The 20774-nt window shown below is 46.0% G+C and carries 15 protein-coding genes; 4 read left to right on the top strand and 11 right to left on the bottom strand.

Features of this window, described 5'->3' with window-relative positions:
- Positions 1–502 (top strand): hypothetical protein (locus tag H8K33_RS17945; RefSeq protein WP_186892448.1); only part of this gene is annotated, 502 nt, incomplete at its 5' end.
- Between the two features lie 1060 nt (positions 503–1562).
- Here the strand turns inward: H8K33_RS17945 and comJ are convergent.
- The 5 genes from comJ to H8K33_RS17980 form a co-directional block, all read right to left on the bottom strand.
- Entirely contained in the window at positions 1563–2036 is a 474-nt protein-coding gene (comJ, locus tag H8K33_RS17950) for a competence protein ComJ (protein WP_186892449.1), read from the bottom strand.
- Positions 2036–3433 (bottom strand): RHS repeat-associated core domain-containing protein, encoded by a 1398-nt coding sequence (locus H8K33_RS19770; protein WP_222613488.1) that lies wholly within the window; start codon positions 3431–3433, stop codon positions 2036–2038. Before H8K33_RS19770 ends, comJ begins: the two co-directional genes overlap by 1 nt.
- A gap of 615 nt (positions 3434–4048) precedes the next feature.
- On the bottom strand, positions 4049–4393 hold the full coding sequence (locus H8K33_RS17970) for a hypothetical protein (RefSeq protein WP_222613489.1): 345 nt from the start codon (positions 4391–4393) through the stop codon (positions 4049–4051).
- A 17-nt stretch (positions 4394–4410) separates the two neighbouring features.
- Positions 4411–5586, bottom strand: a complete 1176-nt coding sequence (locus H8K33_RS17975; protein ID WP_222613490.1) for an RHS repeat-associated core domain-containing protein — start codon at positions 5584–5586, stop codon at positions 4411–4413.
- Positions 5587–5883: 297 nt separating this feature from the next.
- Positions 5884–6183 carry a hypothetical protein gene (locus tag H8K33_RS17980; protein WP_186892451.1) on the bottom strand — a complete coding sequence of 100 codons (300 nt, stop codon included), beginning with the start codon at positions 6181–6183 and terminating at the stop codon, positions 5884–5886.
- A 514-nt stretch (positions 6184–6697) separates the two neighbouring features.
- Between H8K33_RS17980 and H8K33_RS17985 the strand changes: the two genes are divergently transcribed.
- Together H8K33_RS17985 and H8K33_RS17990 are read left to right on the top strand one after the other, a co-directional pair.
- Positions 6698–8578: a pre-peptidase C-terminal domain-containing protein gene (locus tag H8K33_RS17985; protein ID WP_186892452.1), complete on the top strand. Its 1881-nt coding sequence runs from the start codon at positions 6698–6700 to the stop codon at positions 8576–8578.
- Positions 8579–8802: 224 nt separating this feature from the next.
- On the top strand, positions 8803–9138 hold the full coding sequence (locus tag H8K33_RS17990; protein WP_186892453.1) for a zinc ribbon domain-containing protein YjdM: 336 nt from the start codon (positions 8803–8805) through the stop codon (positions 9136–9138).
- Between the two features lie 84 nt (positions 9139–9222).
- Here H8K33_RS17990 and H8K33_RS17995 read toward each other — a convergent pair whose 3' ends face one another.
- From H8K33_RS17995 to H8K33_RS18005, 3 genes are all read right to left on the bottom strand, one after another.
- Positions 9223–10686: a M4 family metallopeptidase gene (locus H8K33_RS17995; protein ID WP_186892454.1), complete on the bottom strand. Its 1464-nt coding sequence runs from the start codon at positions 10684–10686 to the stop codon at positions 9223–9225.
- A 463-nt stretch (positions 10687–11149) separates the two neighbouring features.
- Positions 11150–11923, bottom strand: coding sequence for a LytR/AlgR family response regulator transcription factor (locus H8K33_RS18000; RefSeq protein WP_186892455.1), 774 nt, complete (start codon positions 11921–11923; stop codon positions 11150–11152).
- Between the two features lie 49 nt (positions 11924–11972).
- Entirely contained in the window at positions 11973–13178 is a 1206-nt protein-coding gene (locus H8K33_RS18005; RefSeq protein WP_186892456.1) for a sensor histidine kinase, read from the bottom strand.
- A 240-nt stretch (positions 13179–13418) separates the two neighbouring features.
- On the opposite strand from H8K33_RS18005, the gene H8K33_RS18010 reads away from it, so the two are divergent.
- Positions 13419–13973, top strand: a complete 555-nt coding sequence (locus H8K33_RS18010; protein ID WP_186892457.1) for a cytochrome b — start codon at positions 13419–13421, stop codon at positions 13971–13973.
- 95 nt (positions 13974–14068) lie between these two features.
- Here H8K33_RS18010 and H8K33_RS18015 read toward each other — a convergent pair whose 3' ends face one another.
- From H8K33_RS18015 to H8K33_RS18025, 3 genes are all read right to left on the bottom strand, one after another.
- Entirely contained in the window at positions 14069–15043 is a 975-nt protein-coding gene (locus H8K33_RS18015; protein WP_186892458.1) for an alpha/beta hydrolase, read from the bottom strand.
- Positions 15044–15252: 209 nt separating this feature from the next.
- Positions 15253–16512 (bottom strand): pyridoxal phosphate-dependent aminotransferase, encoded by a 1260-nt coding sequence (locus tag H8K33_RS18020; protein ID WP_186892459.1) that lies wholly within the window; start codon positions 16510–16512, stop codon positions 15253–15255.
- 224 nt (positions 16513–16736) lie between these two features.
- A complete protein-coding gene (locus tag H8K33_RS18025) occupies positions 16737–20375 on the bottom strand; it encodes an ATP-binding protein (RefSeq protein ID WP_186892460.1) in 3639 nt (1212 codons plus the stop codon).
- Between the last annotated feature and the right edge of the window lie 399 nt (positions 20376–20774).

Below are 20774 nucleotides of genomic sequence, written 5' to 3' on the forward strand. Positions count from 1 at the left end.
TGGCCGGACTGACATTGGCGCTCAAGGGCGTGCTGTTGACTGTGAAGTTGGCTGTGACAGTGGCACTGGTGCTGGCATTGGTACTGTCTTTGACTGTGACCGTCCAGCTCTCTGTGAGGCTTTCTCCCGCTGTGTTGAGGGTGGCACTGATGCTGGGGTTGCTACTGGTCGTATTGGAGATGTTGCTACGACTGCCGCTGTTTCTGATCCAGGCGTAGGTGTAGGGGGCGACGCCACCACTCGGTGTTACGTTGACAGTTCCGCCCATGAAGCCCGGTGCTGTGGCCGTGAGGTTCAGGGGGCTGGGGTTGATGCTGGCACTGAAGGTCGGTATCGTGACTTTGAAGTTGATGCTGACACTGGCAGTGGTACTGACCTGCGTGCTGTCTTTGACCGTGACGGTCCAGCTTTCCGTAATTTTGGCTTCGCGTGGCTCTTTTCTGACTCACGGCATCGCGCGGTCGTGAGCGACGAAGAAGCGAACTTTGTTTCACTTGACTAGGCTTTGCTGCTTATCGAAGCCGCGAACATCAAGAACGATTAGCGCTAGCTTGGCGCACGCCTTGCTCCGTGCGCCTGATCAACTATTCCGCACGGCTCGCAAGGCGCATGACAAGCGATTTGATACGCTTAGCTTCTTCTTTATCTGCCAACTAACTCAACGGCTGGAATGGTGCAGTAGATAAAGCCCATTGCACCTTATCAATTCCTTACCCCTTACGGTCTTGGCGCGGAACCTGTAGGGCTGACTAATCTTTGCGCATCGAAGCGCACAAGCATAGCTTGGCGACGTGGAGGGGCGTAAGACATAAAGCCCGTTATGCGTGATTGCACCACCAAGTGTAACGACTGGGCAATTTCGCATAGCGTGCATTATGTGAACATCGCGCAGCGATTTCCCCCGCAACGACTGTGCTTTTGATCTTGACTTTGCGTGGCTCTTTTCTGACTGCCGACACCGTGCGGGTATGAGCGACGTAGGAGCGAACTTTGTTTCACCTGATTAGGCTTTGCTGATCGTCGAAGCCGCGAACATCAAGAACGATTGGCGCTAGCTTGGCGCACGCCTTGCCCCGTGCGCCTGATTAACTATTCTGCACGGCTCGCAAGGCGCGTGACAAGCGGTTTGATACGCTTAGCTTCTTCTTTATCTGCCAACTAACTCAACGGCTGGAATGGTGCAATAGATGAAGCCCATTGCACCTTACCAATTCCTTACGCCTTACGGCCTTTGTTCGAAATGAGTCGTCTGCAATGCGAGCCACAAGGGGTTGGAACCGAAAGGTAGCCACAGATCTGCCCATCAATTGGACGCAAAGCGGTACTGAGATGCTTCTGGAGTAGCAGTGCTACTTGGGCGAAAACAGTAACACCATTTTCGCTAGAACCACATGGGTGACTGGTGCGATTCACGCAACCACACGACGAAGCAAAAGGCACGATGGCATTTTGAAACGGACGTGTGGTGGCGCTACAGGAAAACTTTTATCGCGGTAATTTGCGAGTATTTGGTTCGACTACTTGACTACCGGGGGCTAATGGGTGACCCCGCGCTTTCAACTCTATGTTGCTGGTACAGCCTTCAAATCGAAATCCTCATCAAGAATCAATTCTTCATCGGCTTTCAAGATTGCGAATTCAGTCTGTCCTTTGTTTAGCCTGATATTTATCTCAGGCATCACCTCATCGTCGAGATGGAGGAACTCAACCTGCAAAGAGTACTTTCCCGGTGGTATCTCCAAAGGGGTTGAATCTGAGATACCCGCAATTTCGATTTTACCGTCCGAAGTCTCAAAAGGTACCCTGAAGGCTCGCACAATATGATCTTCTAAATCAGAACTAGGCTCATTGATAAATAAATTGACTTTGTGATTGCCCGCATCTGTAAGTGCGCGAAACGAAACGCTTCCTTTTCGCCAAGAAAATCCTTGAGTGAAATTTCGGTCACTCCAGTCATTATATGGCTGTGAGATGGAACTCGAAAAAATAGAAATCTGAGAATATGATAAATATATTTGAAATGTTAAATTAGCCATTAATCGACAACCCTTATTCTAACTTTTTCACCATTGTTGAGACCGCGACAAGCATTACCAATGCAAGCACCTGCGCCCATATTGTTGCTGGGATTAATTGCTCTAACACTCGCTCCTGCACCTCCCTCTTTCATCATCGCAGGAGGGTACTCATCTAGCTGCTTGCCGGCAACCTTTGGTATCCCACCAATCGAGGCTTTTCTATTTGGGTCAGCGCTATCGCGAGCTATTGTCAACACATCTGGATGACCAGCTTTTTGTGCGTCAGCTATATGCTCTGCTGCTTCGCCATATTTGGCTCTAGAAATGTCTATGGTCTTTGCAACATCATCGGCTTTGTGCTTTGCCAAATCTGCCACTGCACCATCAACCGCATGTGCCATTTTCTTGAGAGCAAAACCACCAACATTCTGCGCAGAACGACGTACTGATAGGAAATCCGAGGCACCACCAGTATAGTGACTCGCCACTTCTGCTGCGGCTTCTTTCACCAAAAAGACAACAACTGGCACGAGGAACGGCAATCGTCCATCTGGATCAACATACTTATACGGATTATTCAACGCATAGGTATATCGATTGAAATGCGCAGCGGAATTTTCATCCGTTAAAACCGGATCAGTACTGAGGAACCGCCCCGCGACCGGATCATAGTACCGCTGCTGCATATAAGTCAAACCAGTATCGGCATCATTGACATGCCCAGTGAACCCTATCGTCGGAATCGCCGTCCCTGCTACCGTCATCCCATACGGTTCATAACGGGTTCTGCTGTTGGCTATCAAATTCCCACTCGCATCACTCTTTGCAACCGGGCTACCTAATCCATCGGTATGGATATAGCGCACCACTGCCACTCCCGATGTCGTCACTTTGAAGTTGACGATCACATTGGCATTGCTGCTCACATTGTTGGCATCGGTGATGACGACGTTCCAGGTTTCTGTGAAGTTGTCATTCACACTGAGGGCGGCGCTGATGCTCGGGGCGCTTACCGTACTGCTGGAAATCACACTGCGACTGCCGACGGTTCGACTCCATTGGTAACGATATGGTGCGATGCCTCCACTGGGCGTGGCTGTGACGGTACTGCTGACGGTGCCCGCTTCAGTGGTGTTGAGATTGACCGTGGCCGGACTGACATTGGCGCTCAAGGGCGTGCTGTTGACTGTGAAGTTGGCTGTGACAGTGGCACTGGTGCTGGCATTGGTACTGTCTTTGACTGTGACCGTCCAGCTCTCTGTGAGGCTTTCTCCTGCTGTGTTGAGGGTGGCACTGATGCTGGGGTTGCTACTGGTCGTATTGGAGATGTTGCTACGACTGCCGCTGTTTCTGATCCAGGCGTAGGTGTAGGGGGCGACGCCACCACTCGGTGTTACGTTGACAGTTCCGCCCATGAAGCCCGGTGCTGTGGCCGTGAGGTTCAGGGGGCTGGGGTTGATGCTGGCACTGAAGGTCGGTATCGTGACTTTGAAGTTGATGTTGACGCTGGCAGTGGTACTGACCTGCGTGCTGTCTTTGACCGTGACGGTCCAGCTTTCCGTAATTCTGACTTCCCGTGGCTCTTTTCTGACTCACGGCAACGCGCGGTCGTGAGCGACGAAAAAGCGAACTTTGTTTCACTTGACTAGGCTTTGCAGCTTATCGAAGCCGCGAACATCGAGAACGATTAGCGCTAGCTTGGCGCACGCCTTGCTCCGTGCGCCTGATCAACTATTCTGCACGGCTCGCAAGGCGCGTGACAAGCGGATTGATACGCTTAGCTTCTTCTTTATCTGCCGAGTAACTCAACGGCTAGAATGGTGCAATAGATAAAGCCCATTGCACCTTACAACTTCGTTACGCCTTACGGACTTGGTGTTGTTTTGTTTTTAAACGATATTTTGTTTAGGGACATTGAGGTTACTTCTTCTACGATGTACGTACACACTCATTTACATTCGAATTCAATGCTGAACAGAACCATAACCGCAAAACCTCATCACAAATAACTGCTTTTTGAGATGGGTGTCTTACTTGGTTCTGCGTCGCTCACCCTGCCGAAAATACATTGAAGACACTACGAGTAAAACGCAAACAAAAATATAGGGTATAAATCCCTTATTCAGTTGCACAAAAATTTTTTCATCAAACACAGGAGGGATAACAAAAAGAGCGGTAGTAAAAAATCCTCCTAAAATTTTAGATGGAAAAAATAACCATAAGCCAAAAATTAGCGCCACGAATATAAAGAAGCAGAAAGTTAAAAACTGAGCCTTTTCAGAATCAACATACCATCCATACCGTAACATCAAAATATAATATGAAAGAAGGATACCAATCCCAAGTAATACCTGAGACATAATTTTAGTATTCATGCTGTTCAAAATACTCATTATTTACCTTCAATTTTATTGATAATTTTTTCTTGATTATCGTTCCATACTTTTGTTACTTGTGGATTCCAAACTTCCTTCAAAGCTGGCATCTGCTGCCACGCATTTCCTTCACAATAACTACGCAATGTTATCGCACCGTTGGAACCAATTTCACCAAACCTCATAACAAAACCTTCATTAAGTCCATGAGCACCTTTCACAGTGTAGTTCACTGTTATATCTGTGAATTTGGATGGATCTGGTGAGGCAACTGAAAACGACTTAACGAAATTAGAATTACCAGACGATGGAATACCACCAACCATATTGACAGTACCATTCGGTGACGCAGTATTATTCTGCAAAGGTGTAGGCGAACTAGCTATTCCCCTACCAACGGCTCCCGCGTCTGTCAAATTACTTTTAGTAGTGACGTTGTATGTATGGAAGAACATATCTTTTGTAGAAACGCCTGAAGCAAATACTGTATTCGGTATTGAAACACGAGGGACAGATTTATCCTCAGGGATTATATTAATTTTCTTTCCATTTACAATGGATTCTCTTCCATCCGGGTCAACATATTTATACGGATTATTCAGCGCATACGTGTAACGATTAAAACTAGCACCGGTATTGTAGTCAGTTAAAACTGGATCAGTACTCAAGAACCTCCCCGCGACAGGATCATAGTACCGCTGCTGCATATAAGTCAAACCAGTATCGGCATCATTGACATGCCCAGTGAACCCTATCGTCGGAATCGACGTCCCTGCTACCGTCATCCCATACGGTTCATAACGGGTTCTGCTGTTGGGTATCAAATTCCCACTCGCATCACTCTTTGCAACCGGGCTACCTAAACCGTCAGTATGGATATAGCGCACCACTGCCACTCCCGATGCCGTCACTTTGAAGTTGACGATCACATTGGCATTGCTGCTCACATTGTTGGCGTCGGTGATGACGACGTTCCAGGTTTCTGTGAAGTTGTCATTCACACTAAGGGCGGCGCTGATGCTCGGGGCGCTTACCGTACTGCTAGAAATCACACTGCGACTGCCGACGGTTCGACTCCATTGGTAACGATACGGTGCGATGCCTCCACTGGGCGTGGCTGTGACGGTACTGCTGACGGTGCCCGCTTCAGTGGTGTTGAGATTGACCGTGGCCGGACTGACATTGGCGCTCAAGGGCGTGCTGTTGACTGTGAAGTTGGCTGTGACAGTGGCACTGGTGCTGGCATTGGTGCTGTCTTTGACTGTGACCGTCCAGCTCTCTGTGAGGCTTTCTCCCGCTGTGTTGAGGGTAGCACTGATGCTGGGGTTGCTACTGGTCGTATTGGAGATGTTGCTACGACTACCACTGTTTCTGATCCAGGCACTTACATAAACTCGATCCGTTCATTGCCTGCAGCTTTCAACCAATTTCATTCGGCGTAATATGCTTTAACCGCTTATCCTAAGCTCAATCAATCTAATCAAACGATCTCATTCTTGACTCGGTGCGGTGGGGTTCGCAACTTGTACGACCTGTGCTGCTCTAGTGATGGCATCATGCAAGCAAACGGTGCAGATCCAGCACCAATTTGCTACCGAGTCGGCATAGTCATTCCACCCCCGATCTTTGATCCGGGCATCTTCGCAGATATTGCACCATGCTTGTTCGGGATATTCCTCGTCAGCTGGATTAATATAAATACAGCGACAAGCTTGCTCGCCTATATGTTCACAACTCATCACCGCTCCCGCGATGCCATGGCGCTCGCAACGAATGATCTGTTCACTCATAAAGATTCACCTCACTTCGAAAAATGTAGTTCAAGCTAGTGCAAAAAATATCATACAAAAATTCTATTTCCTAGTGGAAATTTGCTCAGATATTTATTCAGACCAAGGGGATAGAGCGCTATTTTGGTCTCGCATCGTTCAGCAAAGCCATCAAAAAACCACAAATGACGTACCAATAAATAAACTTATATCAGTAAACATTCCTATGACATAAATGGAATAAAAATGACTATTCCATGGCAAAGACGATTAATAGGCGACATTTATACTTAACATATACATACAAAGAAAATTTATCGAAAAATCATGCAATTCGTCTATACATATTTAAAGAATTTCAATATACCAAAGGTATATTGAACTGCAAGATTTTCTGTTTAACTCTCTCTTCGCTCCATCTTCACAGCGAATGTCAATCCAGCGGATTTCCTCGATCAAGGACTTTTTCAGATGGAGCGAGCACAAGCGGCAGTAAAGCCGCACACATCGTCGTAATTAAATTAGGGAGACAAACATGAAAAAAAATTCACCACAAAAAACAAGTAATACAACTCAAGGAATCTTGGGCTCAAGCTTGCTTTGCGCTTCGTTACTAAGTGCATTTGGTGCAGCAACTGCAGCAACCACAGCAACAGACGGTACCCGTCAAGAGATTGGTAATGCCGATGCCCTGATTCGAAGTTTAGGGGCACAGCACGCAAATCCCAATGCAAGTTTTTTGCGATCTACCGACACCAGTTCCGCTAAGAACAAACACCTCGATACAGACATCACCGACTATCACTTCAAAGATGGATTGGTATCCGTGTCAGGTAAAGCCCGAGGAAGTGCGAACTCGCATTTCTATTTAAAAGGTAACGCAAAAAATTTACGTGGCTACCTGGTGAAACATGATGAGAAGAAAGCGTATGAATACAGCACCGATGCAAACGGTGTCGTCAGTGTGACCGAAGTACCTATCAACAAAGTCGTTCCTGATTTAGATGAAAACTGGTTGAAAGCGACCACCTTCAACACCCTTGCAGGGGCAATTCATCCGGTATATAGCCCGATGGCTTTACGTCAAGCACGTCATATTGGTCCTTATAATAATGAAGACGTCACGAAGCTGGAAAGCAAACCTGGAAGCGCATGGGTTTTTTACTTAAACCATTCAGCAGTCATGAGCGGGACAACCCCATTAAATGGTGTAAGCAAAGAAAATATGTATCGGGTATGGCAAATCGTGGCGGATCAATTTTCGATGTACAACATCAATATCACCACGAATCCTGCGGTTTATAACGCTGCAAAATCTGCCAATATTTTGCGTACAGGTGTATTAAATTTCGTCAACCAAGATGGCCGCTCCAACGCACCGTTGAGCTCATTCGGTACCACCTCAGCGGGCACTTTATATCGCAATCCATCCAGTGGCTTTGACTATGGTTATGGCATCGGCATGACAGCTGCACATGAAATTGGTCATCAAATGGGCATGCTGCATGATGGTGGCGGCAGCGGCGGTGAGTATTTTGAAGGGATAGCAGCATTCCAATGGGGCCCGATTATGGGTAACTATTGGATGGGTTCCCAGTGGGCCGCTAGTCGCTGGACTTGGAGCAAAGGCGAATACAACACGGCAAATCGATTTGAAGACGACTTACGCATCATGAATGTGAATGAATCTATCCCTTATGTCGCTGATGACAATCCTTCTGGTAAAAACTTAGCGGTGGATACTGCAGGCAACATCAGTCCAAGCACCAACTTCGGACAAATCGAAAAAACTGGCGATACCGACACCTACAATTTTACGGTGACAGGAAATGGTAAGTTGGATTTGAAAATTGATCCGATTGAGTATTTTGGTATGTTGGATGTGGACGCGAAAATCTACAATTCTGCCAATACTTTAATTGCGAGCAGCAATAAGGCCGTCAATCGTTCTGCAGAATTTATCGGCTTAAATTTAAGCGCAGGTAACTATCGCTTGGTGATTGCAGGTGGTGCGGAAGGTACTCCCCAAAATGGCTTCTCTAACTATTCTTCACTTGGTTACTACGGTTTGAAAGGCGCTTTAGTTGGCAGCACGCCACCAGTCGATGTCATGCTCACGAGCGGCGTTGGATTAGCCAATCAAAGCGCATCAACAGGCACATGGAAATACTACGCGATTGATGTTCCAGCTGGAAAAACTAGCATTGTATTTAATGTAAACGGTGCGAATGGTGATGCAGATTTGTATTCACAATTGTCGGTAAAACCAACGACTGCATCGTACAAGTGCAAATCTGATGGCGCAACTTCCGTCGAAACCTGTACCGTCAATGCCCCTGCTGCAGGTCGTTACTACCTCGGTGTATATGCTTACTCAGCATTTAATACTTTGACCGTGAAAGCCACCGTCAACTAAGCGAGAGTGCAGTAAGCGCAACATCGCTTGTCCACAAAAAAGTGGTGAACGCAACAATACGTTCACCACTTTCTTCATTTCTTAGCTAAAACAACAAACCCTAAGTTCGCGTTAAACATAGACAACGAGTCACTTTATCGAGCTACATCAAACATCGTGATCACAAATCTATCTACTTGGTCGGTTATACTAGCGGCTCTCAAGCTCCTCGTAAGAAAGAAATTATGTCTCAGTTACCAGCCTGCCCAGTTTGTGGCATGGAAAACACCTATCCCGATAACGACAATTATGTCTGTGCAGATTGCGGTCATGAATGGCCGATGCAAGCCGCAGCCGAAGAATCCGATGAACGTATCGTGAAAGATTCCAACGGTAATGTCTTAGCGGACGGCGATGCAGTCGTGTTAATCAAAGACCTTAAAGTCAAAGGCTCTTCTATCACTTTAAAGCAAGGTAGCAAAGTAAAGAGCATACGCTTAGTCGGCGGTGATCATGAAGTTGACTGCAAGATGGATGCAGGTAATTTTATGCTGAAGGCTTGTTACTTGAAAAAAGTGTAATTGATCAAAAATCACACATCAATAAAAAAGCCCGGCGAAAATATGAATTGACGCCAGGCTTCTCGTTAAGGTGACTCAACAATATTACGGTGTGCAGGTCACGCCAACCGCAGAAAATGCCGCAGTCACGTCGGCTTTTACATAGCCACGGTTCAATGCGGCAGTTTCAACGCCACATGCACCTTGATTAAACGTACTGTTAGCAGTCCAGTACAAACGATTCGCATCAGCCATTACCTGGAATGCTTTTTGTACATTCCATCCAGTTTTGGTCGCTAACAAATAGAAAGCTTTGTTATATACGCCGCTTGAATAATGCACATCCATCGTGCTAGTAAATCTGGAAGCGTGATCAATCGAGCGACCATCTTGTGGTGGATTTGCCATATAACGTAAGGCACCTGCGCCTTTGAAAATATCTGCACCGACCAAGAAATCATTCGTACCTTTCATATAGGATTCTGCAGCTTCGCCAGCCATGTCAGAAAACGCTTCGTTCATACCACCAGACATACCGGAATACACCAAGCCAGCATTTTGCTCAGTGAAACCATGACTGACTTCGTGCGATGTTACGTCTAAGGATACCAATGGATAGAAAGTTGTCGCGCCATCGCCAAAGTACATCGCTGTGCCATCCCAGAATGCATTTTCATAGGAACGCTTGTAGTGCACCTTCATAATCAGCTTTTGCGTTAAAGGACGAACGCCAGCCCATGCTTGATACATATTGAAAACGACGCCACCGAAATAGTGTGCATCGTTCATTGGTGAATATGCGCCATTGATCGCTTTTACCGTATTACGTGGGCAGGTGTAACTATGTGGCTTTGATGGTGTGCTAGTACGCGAATTCATGTTGTAAGTCGCAACGTTTGCATTATTGAGCGAGCAAGTAGAACCTGACTGCGTTACATCGAGAAAACCATAATTCACGCCAAATTCATATTGACCAGTTTTGGAATTTCCTCCAGGTCCTGTGCCATTGGCGTGATTAATTCCTTCCCAATGATCAATCACAGCTCCTGTATTCGCATCCAACATGTAAAAAGGACGACGTGGCTCTTCAGTATTTTTTGCGTTGAACGACACCAAATAAACTAAACGCACAGTGTTATTCTCTTCACGTTTGACATACATCTTTACCTGATGATTTTCAATTTCAAAAATTTGCGCTTTAGTCTGCGCTTGTATCAACGCCTGAATTTTGTTAAAGATAGGCGTGACCGATGGAAGGTCTTGATCTAGGTTGCGTAGCATTGCACCAGTAACTTCGCGCTTCCCACTTTTAGCAACATGTTCAACTACGGCTTCATTCCAGACAGGAATGCCTTGAAAAGTTTGCTGATGACGCGTAACAACCAAACCGCTTGGATAAGTGATGCTGCGTTCTACCTTAAGTGCAGATCCCTTTAAGCTTGGCTGAGCCAAAGTGGCCGGAGACAAATCTTTCATGACTTGACGATCTGCCGCCTGCACACTAAATGCACTGGCAACCAAGATCGCCATAACTAACGGACGTACTACTTTATTTTGCTGCTTTACCATAATTAAATATCCCCATTTTTTTGAAATAATTATGAACAGGCAGATTGATCGACGGTGACAAAACAAGTTTGCCATCATCTCGCTGAGCTTACATACCAATTTTGTAATTCAGCGCCTATAGCTTTTGACTACAGGTTCTCCCCGAACGCTTCATTTGATCCAATTTATCTCAGATTTATTTGGATTCTGTATTTGTATGTAAAGTGTAACGGCAAGTATCAAATTGTACGAGTCAAAATTTTAGAGGAAAAATCACTAAATTCATTATCAAATAAGCCGAAGACATAGATGAATACTGAATTTTATATAGTTTCAAAACACCGCAAAAAAATTTCTATGCGGTTGTATAAAACAAACGAAGATAAAAACAACAATAGTTAATAAGGCAAATAAAATCAATGCAACTGTCAAAACTACTGCTTTAGCAGCATGTTTATTCAGAATAGCGAACATACCACTTCATTTATTCACGAAACAAATAAGTGAAGTTTCGACTGACAAGCAACTTCTCACTATGCCCTTTAACCAAGATCTGCATACGTTCAGCATCAATACGCTCAGCCGCCGCAATCGCCTTTGCATTCACGACGGTAGAGCGATGTACTTGCCAAAATTTGTCGCTATCGAGTCCATCTAATAAGTCCTTCAATGGCGTTCTCAGTAAGGCCTCATACTCCGCCAATACCACACGGGTGTATTTGGTATCCGATTGAAAAAACAAAACTTCGTCGACATCAATCAATTTGATTTGCTTGCCAACACTCGCTTTAATCCACTTCATCTTTTCTGGTTTAGTGGTCACCGCTGCGGCTTGCAGACTTTTTAATATCGACGTCAAATCATGTGATGTTGTGTGCAGCGCATTTTGCGAAACATTGCGCAATTTATCTTGCACACGTTCAATTGCTTTTTGCAGGCGCTCTTCCTGCACAGGCTTTAAAAGATAATCAATAGCACCAGCATCAAAAGCGTCTATCGCGTATTGGTCGTAAGCGGTGATAAAAATGATCTGCGCATTTTTGCCAATTCGTTGCGCAACTTCAATCCCAGATAAGCCGGGCATGCGAATATCGAGCAAGACCAAATCTGGCTCGTGCTCAAGGTAGCCATCCCAAGCATCGTTCCCGTTTTCTGCCACCATCACAATCTCTGCCTGAGGCCACAACTTGGTCAGTTGCATGATCAGGCGTTCACGCATCAATGGTTCATCTTCAGCGATGAGAATTTTTGTTTTCATTTTCCAGATTCCTATAATCCACAGAACAATTTATGCGATCGTCAACTAGTCACGCCAAAGGAATATTCACCTCGACGATGACACCGCCCTGCTCAGCTTCTGCAATCGATAGAGAAGCATGTGCGCCATATTGCAAACGCAAACGATCTCGCACATTTTGCAGTCCAATTCCCGGGCTTGGTGTGTCACTTAAACCGACACCGCTATCTTGGATCGTGATCAAAAGATCCGTGCCAAGTTTTTCGGCGAAGACATGAATATGCCCACCCCGCAAAGACGGTTCAATACCATGTTTGATTGCATTCTCGGCTAACGTCAGCAACATCATACTAGGCACAGGAATCGCCGCCAATGCGGTGGGCAAGTTGATATCAAAGCTTAAGCGCACCCCCATTCTGGCCTTCATTACTTCCAAATAAGCGTGAATCAAACGGAATTCTTCAGCAAGCGTAATTTGTTCTGCGCGCATTTCACTCATGCTGGCGCGTAAAAACACAATTAAGTTGGCAGTCAATTCAGCGGCTTTTGGCGTACCTTGCTCAGCTAATTGTTGAACCGCGCCTAGCGTATTGAATAGAAAATGTGGCTCGATTTGCGCTCTCAATAGACGCAACTGCGATTCGCTTTCTTGCCGTGCATTTTTTTCTCGCTCTGCATCTAGTGCCAATTGGGCGGCAATCTTTTCATAGCCTTGGTTACGCCAACCAGCAACAATACCGATCAAGAGCACGTACACAGCCCCCAATACTGCCGCGACAATTAATACCAATGGTCCGTCTTTCCAGATGGTTGTCCACACGTCCTTACCTTGCACTAGTGCGCTGAGCGTCGTGAAGCCAAAGAAACCACACAAAACGCCCATGAAGGCACTGAGCGATATGCGGAAGCGACGCTTTGCAATCTGACGATAATTAAACCAAATACCCACTAAAGCGAATACCAAGATCCATCCCAACATATTGACCACCAAAATCGCGGGGAGCCAATGTAACTTGGTTTTCATCGAATACAAAACCAAACCCAGACATGAAAATACCAAACTTAATTTGAGTATGGTCAGCCACAATTTAGCACCCTGATAAACGATACTAAATTGATAGAGTTGCTGACGCTCGATCTCAGTGAGCGTCAATAATTGCTTAGCCATCTTTTTACGCCAAGGGATCGTAATATCTTCTGCGCGTTGCGGATCTAACAGCACTGCAAGTTGTTCATCATTCCAATCTTTGTACCAAGAAGACAATTTCTTCCACATATGCTTTCCTTGTTCAGTTCAACGCGGATACTACTGTAAGACGTGTAGCATCAATGCGTGCGCGAAATGAGATCAACGACGAATTCCGCTCACTCAAATACGAAATATCAAAGGACTTTCTCATCGCTACACAGCATCGCTTGCGCTTTTACAAATAATACGACACTTTTTTGCAGTGCTAGGCTGAGTTCGCCTATCATATAAAGACAAGGGTCGATTAACCCAATCAAAGGAATTTTTATGGCTATCCCGAAGGCAGTACCCACCATCAGCATCCAGCGTTATCACAAGCTTAGTATCGGCTTACACTGGTTTATGCTGCTATTACTTATCGCCGTCTATGCAACGATAGAATTACGCGAGCTTTTCCCCAAGGGCACCGATGCGCGTAAAGCCATCAAGATGTGGCATTTCATGCTGGGCTTATCCGTGTTAGGTTTTGCCGTTTTACGACTGTTGATACGCTTGCGCAATCCAACGCCCGCCATTATTCCTGCGCCACCAGCATGGCAAGCCTTGTTGGCGAATGTTATGCACATCGCTCTATATGGCCTAATGATAGGAATGCCACTTGCAGGGTGGCTTATCTTGAGTGGTGAAGGCCAAACCATACCCTTCTTTGGTCTTGAATTACCACCATTAATTGCGCCAGATAAAGCGCTCGCAAAAAGTATCGAAGAGCTACATGAAACTGCCGGCTTGGTCGGCTATTACTTGATTGGCCTACACGCGCTTGCTGGCTTGTATCACCACTACTTCGTCAAGGACAACACCTTGAAACGCATGCTGCCTTAGAAGATTCAGTCCATCAGACTACAAAAAAATAGCACCGTAAGAATGCTGAATCCATTGCATTTTTACGGTGCTCAATTTATTTGAACACGCAATCTTTATTTCGTCGCCATATTCTTCTTTAAGAAAACAATGAGTTTTTTAACGAAGTCTCCGTCGAGCATCAGATTGGGATCGCTGTATGAAGCCACTTGTTGACTATTCTCTGCGGGTACCGACTTCATAATATGGTTCATTCCTTTGATCACATGAAACTCTGCCTTGGGCTGTGCCTGTGCTAATAGCACAGCTTGATTCACACCAACCTGAATATCGGTATCGCCCTGAAAAATCGCAATCGGCATGGTCAGCTTTTTAATCGCATCCGCTGGCACGATAGGAAACCAAGACATCAAATAACTCTGTACGCTAGGGCGATACAAAGCCAATAGAGGCGCAGGAACATCTTTAACGTATTCAGATTTTTCCATGTTGGTCAAAATCGCCTCGTTCATTTTGGCCAAATCAGGAGGCAACTTGTTCGCCAATTGCGTTCGCAAAATTTTGGCTGCTGATTGCCCTGGGCCAGCAACAGAAACATAGGCTTGCGCGGAGAGGTTCTGCAAAGCCATAATTCCCAAGGTCGAGCCTTCACTGTGGCCTAACACAACAACACCGCTAAAACGCGCATCTTGACTTAATAATTTGATCCAACTTTGCACGTCAGCGACATACGTTTGAAAACGCAAATCCTCTTCTGCACCACCCGCAGCAAAGCTTTCACCAACACCGCGTTTATCGTAACGAACCGAAGCAAAACCGGCAATCGCCAACTCTTCTGCCAACATCTTCAGACTATTATTTTTGCCAGGTAAAGCTGGGCTATTCCCGTCGCGGTCAGTTGGCCCTGAACCAGCAATCATCAGCACCACCAAAGGTTTGGCTTTATGTCCGGGCACTAACAAACTGCCATGCAAAGTATTGACGCCCTCGCCCACCGTGATCGCCGTTTGAATAAACTCCGCTTGGGCGGGCGCAAAAATGAAAAGCGATAGACTGAATAAGATTTGTCGGATGACAGGCAGCACAGACATAAACAACTCCAGGTTAATGAATGGTCTCTAAGGCGTAATCTTCAGCGACGAATAGAGAGATATACGAACCGCCGCGCGAATACTATACAAGCAAATCATCGCAACACGAGCAGCCGGAAGCTATCTCGGATTTTAATAGAAAAGTAGCACGAAATGCGCAGTTTGACGCACAAGACAACAGCATTCGATGTGCGGATCAACTCATCACGTTAAGAAACACGACGACTTTGCCAAGTTTGTAGGCCGCGCGCAATCCTATCGACCGCTTGCTGCAAACGCGGTAAATCCTGGGTGTATGCAAAACGCACGTGCTGCTGCGCCTGATATTTGCCGAAATCTAATCCCGGCGTAAAGGCAACATATTCAGTTTCTAAAAAATGCTGACAAAAAGCATAGGCATCGCCGCCAAACTCGCTGATATCTGCATATAAGTAAAATGCACCTTCTGGTTCCACAGTGATCTTGAAACCCAATTCTCGCAACGCTGGTAATAAGAAATCACGGCGACGGGCAAATGCGTGACGACGCTCTTCAAATATCGCGATGCTGGCAGGTTCAAAACATGCTAAAGCGGCATATTGCGCGACGCTTGGCGCACTGATGTATAAGTTTTGCGCTAATTTCTCGAGTTCGCTCACCGCGGCTTCCGGTGCAAGCAACCAACCAAGTCGCCAACCTGTCATGCCAAAATACTTGGAAAAACTATTGAGCACAAATGCTTCGTTATCAACTTCCAACACACTTGCGGCATCAACGCCATAAGTGAGTCCATGATAAATTTCATCAACCACAAGATGTCCGCTACGCGCACGAACCGCCGCCGATAACGCAGCTAATTCTTCTCTCTTCAACAACGTTCCGGTTGGGTTGGCAGGTGAGGCAATTAATGCGCCAACGGTATCTGCCTGCCAACATTGCGACACTAATTCTGGGGTCAATTGATAACGTACTTCAGGCCCTGCTGGCACCAATTGTGCAGAGGCTTCAATCAAACGCAAAAAATGTCGGTTGCAAGGATAGCCTGGGTCTGCCATCAACCAGTGCTTACCCGGATCCACCAGTAAACTGGTGGCCAACAGTAATGCACCAGAACCACCGGGTGTAATTAAGATGCGGCGCGGATCGATTTGCACACCGTAACGCTGTTGATAAAATCCACTAATTGCCTCGCGCAATTGTGGTAACCCACGCGCCGCGGTGTAACGGGTGTGGCCCGCGGCCAGCGCAGCCTGCCCCGCCTGAATAATCGGTGCCGCTGTGACGAAATCGGGCTCACCAATCTCGAGGTGAATGACATCATGCCCACTCGCTTGCAACTCGTTTGCACGTGCCAATAAGGCCATGACATGAAAAGGTTCAATCGCCTGACTACGCGCACTGTAACTGCCAGATGCCAGCTTTGGCGAGCTAGAAACAAGAGTGGCTGAAGTAGCTGCCAGAGCCGGTGAAACCGAGGGAGGTAGAGTCATCAATTATTACGTCAAGGTGAAGAGAAGTTTTAGCGATGCGAACTTAACATCATTAAAATGAATTCATAAGATCGTCGCAAAACAGGCGGATCTTCCGAACTGAATTCACTTAATTTGTGCAACTGAGCCGAAGTTCAAACAGCTAGTCTGAGTTTAACCGCGGCTCGGATTTTTGGGAAATACAATTCCACAATTACGCTATCAATAAAAGTGATAGTTCTGTTTCAATTTGCCTCACGAATAACAAACAAGGCATCGTCATAGGCATACTGTTCAATGTATTGTTCTATTTTCGCCAGTGATACTTCATCCAAAATCTGCAACAACAATGCCCGATGCTCTTCGAAATATTGCGGACAGTCGCCACTAAAGTCGCTCAGTAATAGACTTAATTGATCCAACTTGGAGCGCGCATCCTGATCATCTAGCTGCATCACTGTATTTGCCATAACCGATGGCTGAAACCCAGTTGGCAATTGCAGCTTCAACTCAGTCAACAACTGACGCAAAGAGCTGTCCAATTTTTCCCCTAGCAAATGGCATCGATTGCCAACATCGTGTTCTTGTTGCGCTAGTTGTAAAGCGATTTCCAATTGCACCGCATCTGCCTGCACTTGTTGTGCGCCTATGCTGCCGGCCAAGCCCTTGAGGGTATGCACGACTAAATGTGCCTGCGTAAAATCCTCTGCCGCCAGTGCCTGCTGCAACTGTTGTCCGGTATTTGCTTGCCCTTCACAAAAGCGCGTCAACACTTTGAGATACAAATCACGTTTCCCCATCATCAGACTTAAGCCCAGATGACTATCAATCTGCGTCAAACGATGAAAGTCAAAACGCTCAGCTAAATCTGCATAACTCAGGTAGGCAGTCGGCGCTTGCTGTACCGACGCAATCTCTAAAGCATCGGATGAATAACTGCGATCAGGATGAACAACCGGGCTAATCTTATGTTCTAACCAGCGTGCCAAAGTTGAAAACAAGGCCCCCGGTTGCACTGGCTTTGCCAGAAAATCTTGCATACCTTCATCCATACAACGTTGCCGTACATCGGCCATCGCATGAGCTGTCATCGCGATGATAGGAACGGCGTTAAACGCGGGTTGTTGCCGGATAAGTTGTGTCGCCTGGTGCCCATCCATACCTGGCATTTCCAAGTCCATCAGAATTAAATCGAAGCGTTGCGCATCGGTTTGTTCGAGACGATAGAGCGCATCGTGTCCACTCGCAGCTACTTCTACCTGAATCCCTACAGTGGCTAATAACTCGACAGCGATTTGCTGATTGATTTCATTATCTTCAACCAACAAAATCAACGTAGCCGTATATTGGTGTTGCACACTTGAGATACTTGTCCCCAATTGCGATAAGGTAGTCGCACTACACACCTCAAACGGCAGGCTAAATTGAAAGCAAGAACCCACGCCGAATTCACTTTGCGCAGTGATCTTGCCACCCAATAATTCCACTAATTGATGCGAAATCGATAGCCCCAAACCAGTGCCGCCAAATTTACGACTAGTGGAGCTATCTGCTTGCGTGAATGCTGAAAACAAGCGTCTGACCTGATCTTCAGTCATGCCAATACCAGTGTCTTTGACCGCAAAGTCTAGTTCTAAATTACGCCCTAACTCCCTACCGTCAGTATGTCGCAAGGTCACAGACAAACAGACTTCACCGCGTTCTGTAAATTTAATCGCATTATTGACCAAATTCACCAACACTTGCCCCAATCGCAAAGCATCGCCAACTAAAAAACGTGGCACATTGTCTGCGACATCAAACCTTAACAATAATCCTTTTTCATGGGCTTTCTGTGCCGTCACGGTAGTGACATGACCAATCACATCATCAAGCGAAAACGGATTAAAATCGACCTCCATTTTTCCTGCTTCAATTTTTGAAAAATCTAAAATGCTATTGATGATGCCTAACAGTGCATTACCAGCATCGTGAATTTTATTCAGATAATCTCTTTGCCTTGCGCTCAATTCGGTTCGTAAAGATAAATACGCCAAACCAATAATCGCATTCATCGGCGTGCGAATTTCATGACTCATCGTCGCTAAGAAAGAACTCTTCGCCTGATTCGCTAGTTCCGCAGCCTCGCGTGCATGCAACTCTGCTGCCATTTTTTCGGCCAACATACGTTGATGTGAACGCTGCGCTTCTGCCTGTAAATCCTGATCTAATAAGGCGGCAGTTTCGGTGATAGTACGAACTTCATCCGGGCGATATTGATTAAAATCTGGCTTACCGCCAACCAACAGCATGCCCGTTAAATTGCCGCGATGAGTAAATGGCACTACCAAGGAATTTTCGCCTGCGACATCGAACAAAGATAAGGGTAATCGCGATCTCAAAATCCGCGCCAGATCGCCACCTAATGCATAAACTTTATCTGGAGCGGCAAGAAAATCGCCCCCGATTTTTCTGCAGAAACCTTCATGATAAGTATAAATTGCACTTTGTGCGCCACCTGTGTAGGCGTTGAACGCACCGATGTAATGTTCCACCAATTGATCCTGACCTTGCATATCCGCCGCATTCGCGACAGCAATTTGCAAAGCTTCTTGCTGAGCTCGCCATTTTGGATACAACCAAGTACGGACTAAGCGTTCGGCAAATTCGCGCCAAGGTTTGTAAAGCGCCAACAAGACTGAGCCACAAATCACATCAAACAATAGCGTCTTCCAACGCATATCGAGCACCAAATAAGGCGCGATTAAGAGCTGCATCAGGGCGAGACAAGCCAGCAGGCCAAGTGTCAATAAGCCGTACACGCTAAAACGGTTCAGCGCAAAACTAAAATCAAACAGCCGATTACGCAATAAAGCGTAACCGAGACCGCCATACGCCAGAAAAATAATAGAAGAATTAAACGATTCAACATAAGCCAGCGCCAGCTCTTCATCAACGATGCGGAACAGATTATGAAATAAGTAAATCGCATAGATATTGCCCATGCAAAAACCTATCCACGCCAAACGCTGACGAGTAATGCCGCTACTCACCCGCCACGAGATTACCAAAGCGCCCAATGAAAAAATAACCGAGGTAATCGCGAGTGCGCGTCGCCACAATCGCAAATTCAACCATTCCCTAAGCTCCCAAGGAAGCATGCCTAGCTTCAAGAAAATATGGCAGAAAATATAACTGGCAAAGCACACCACATAGGCGTAAAACAACAGACGAACTGAACGCAAACGCCAATGTGGTCGGCTCTCTGGAAAGATCAGACAAAAATAGGTAAAGAAAACATAGCCAACAAATAGCTCGATCGGGAATACATACAGCGTCAAGAAATCCTGAAGTGCACCACCGGGTAAATATGGAATAAAAGTATCTGGGATAATGGCCAGCATCGCAATTGCCAAGACGCGCATCGGAACGCTGTTGGTATGCTGCCAGACCAACATACTAATAATAAACAACGCAATAAATGTGGTCGCAAATTGAGTCAGCGTAATCGCCAGCCAGATTTCAGCATGGCGTAAATTTTTAGGAATAGGCTGTACGAGCAAATGCTGTCCACGATCAGTCGGCTCATTGGCTCGATACCACCGCAAACTGATCTGATCATCCATCGCCAATAAGCGAGATTCATCGCCGATATGATCAAACACAAGGTGATCACCGACCCGGGCACCCGCTTTATACAAGGGAGAATCTGGTTTTAGATGCTCAATCGGCAAACGATATTGGCGATCTGGCGCAGAAAAAGTAACACCAAGTTCCGCCGCGATATTTGGCGCAGCACTGCGTTGCCAATAACTACTCGCCCAAAAATCCAGCACACCAAACACCAAAACCAGTGTCAGCATCAAGATCTTAAATTGCAGATTCGTTAGAAGTGCTTTAGTCATTCTTTATCGGCAATCAGAAGAAACCAGTCCACGTTTTACCATGGTGTAAAAGTGCACTGGTATTATGATCAAAGCCACATTTTTGCTTGTAATCTTCTGATTCTAAAGGTGAAGCGCATGTTTCTAGCAATTTCCACAAAAAAATTGTCTGAAATCACTGTTTTTTGTTGTGCAAACGATCTGCCATCTTGTCTGGAGACCAATCATCACACAATCACCCATGATTTAATACGATGTCATCTCCTCATGAATTGAATGTATTTAAACACTTAAGAAGTAGGTAGATACTAAATAAACAATTGCCAACCCTTTTGCATCTTTAAACGAATTTTTGTTGAAAGTCGCAAAGATCAAGCGAATATCAGCACAACAAATTCGAAGAGTGGGTAAAAAAGCCTA

The organism is Affinundibacterium amnicola (assembly GCF_014284275.1).
In the GTDB taxonomy this organism is placed as follows: domain Bacteria; phylum Pseudomonadota; class Gammaproteobacteria; order Burkholderiales; family Burkholderiaceae_D; genus Undibacterium; species Undibacterium amnicola.

Bases quoted from the DNA above. Each gene is read 5' to 3' on its own strand.
- comJ (WP_186892449.1), bottom strand. From the start codon at position 2,036: ATGGCTAATTTAACATTTCAAATATATTTATCATATTCTCAGATTTCT.
- H8K33_RS19770 (WP_222613488.1), bottom strand. From the start codon at position 3,433: ATGGGCGGAACTGTCAACGTAACACCGAGTGGTGGCGTCGCCCCCTAC.
- H8K33_RS17970 (WP_222613489.1), bottom strand. From the start codon at position 4,393: ATGAATACTAAAATTATGTCTCAGGTATTACTTGGGATTGGTATCCTT.
- H8K33_RS17980 (WP_186892451.1), bottom strand. From the start codon at position 6,183: ATGAGTGAACAGATCATTCGTTGCGAGCGCCATGGCATCGCGGGAGCG.
- H8K33_RS17985 (WP_186892452.1), top strand. From the start codon at position 6,698: ATGAAAAAAAATTCACCACAAAAAACAAGTAATACAACTCAAGGAATC.
- H8K33_RS17990 (WP_186892453.1), top strand. From the start codon at position 8,803: ATGTCTCAGTTACCAGCCTGCCCAGTTTGTGGCATGGAAAACACCTAT.
- H8K33_RS17995 (WP_186892454.1), bottom strand. From the start codon at position 10,686: ATGGTAAAGCAGCAAAATAAAGTAGTACGTCCGTTAGTTATGGCGATC.
- H8K33_RS18000 (WP_186892455.1), bottom strand. From the start codon at position 11,923: ATGAAAACAAAAATTCTCATCGCTGAAGATGAACCATTGATGCGTGAA.
- H8K33_RS18005 (WP_186892456.1), bottom strand. From the start codon at position 13,178: ATGTGGAAGAAATTGTCTTCTTGGTACAAAGATTGGAATGATGAACAA.
- H8K33_RS18010 (WP_186892457.1), top strand. From the start codon at position 13,419: ATGGCTATCCCGAAGGCAGTACCCACCATCAGCATCCAGCGTTATCAC.
- H8K33_RS18015 (WP_186892458.1), bottom strand. From the start codon at position 15,043: ATGTCTGTGCTGCCTGTCATCCGACAAATCTTATTCAGTCTATCGCTT.
- H8K33_RS18020 (WP_186892459.1), bottom strand. From the start codon at position 16,512: ATGACTCTACCTCCCTCGGTTTCACCGGCTCTGGCAGCTACTTCAGCC.
- H8K33_RS18025 (WP_186892460.1), bottom strand. From the start codon at position 20,375: ATGACTAAAGCACTTCTAACGAATCTGCAATTTAAGATCTTGATGCTG.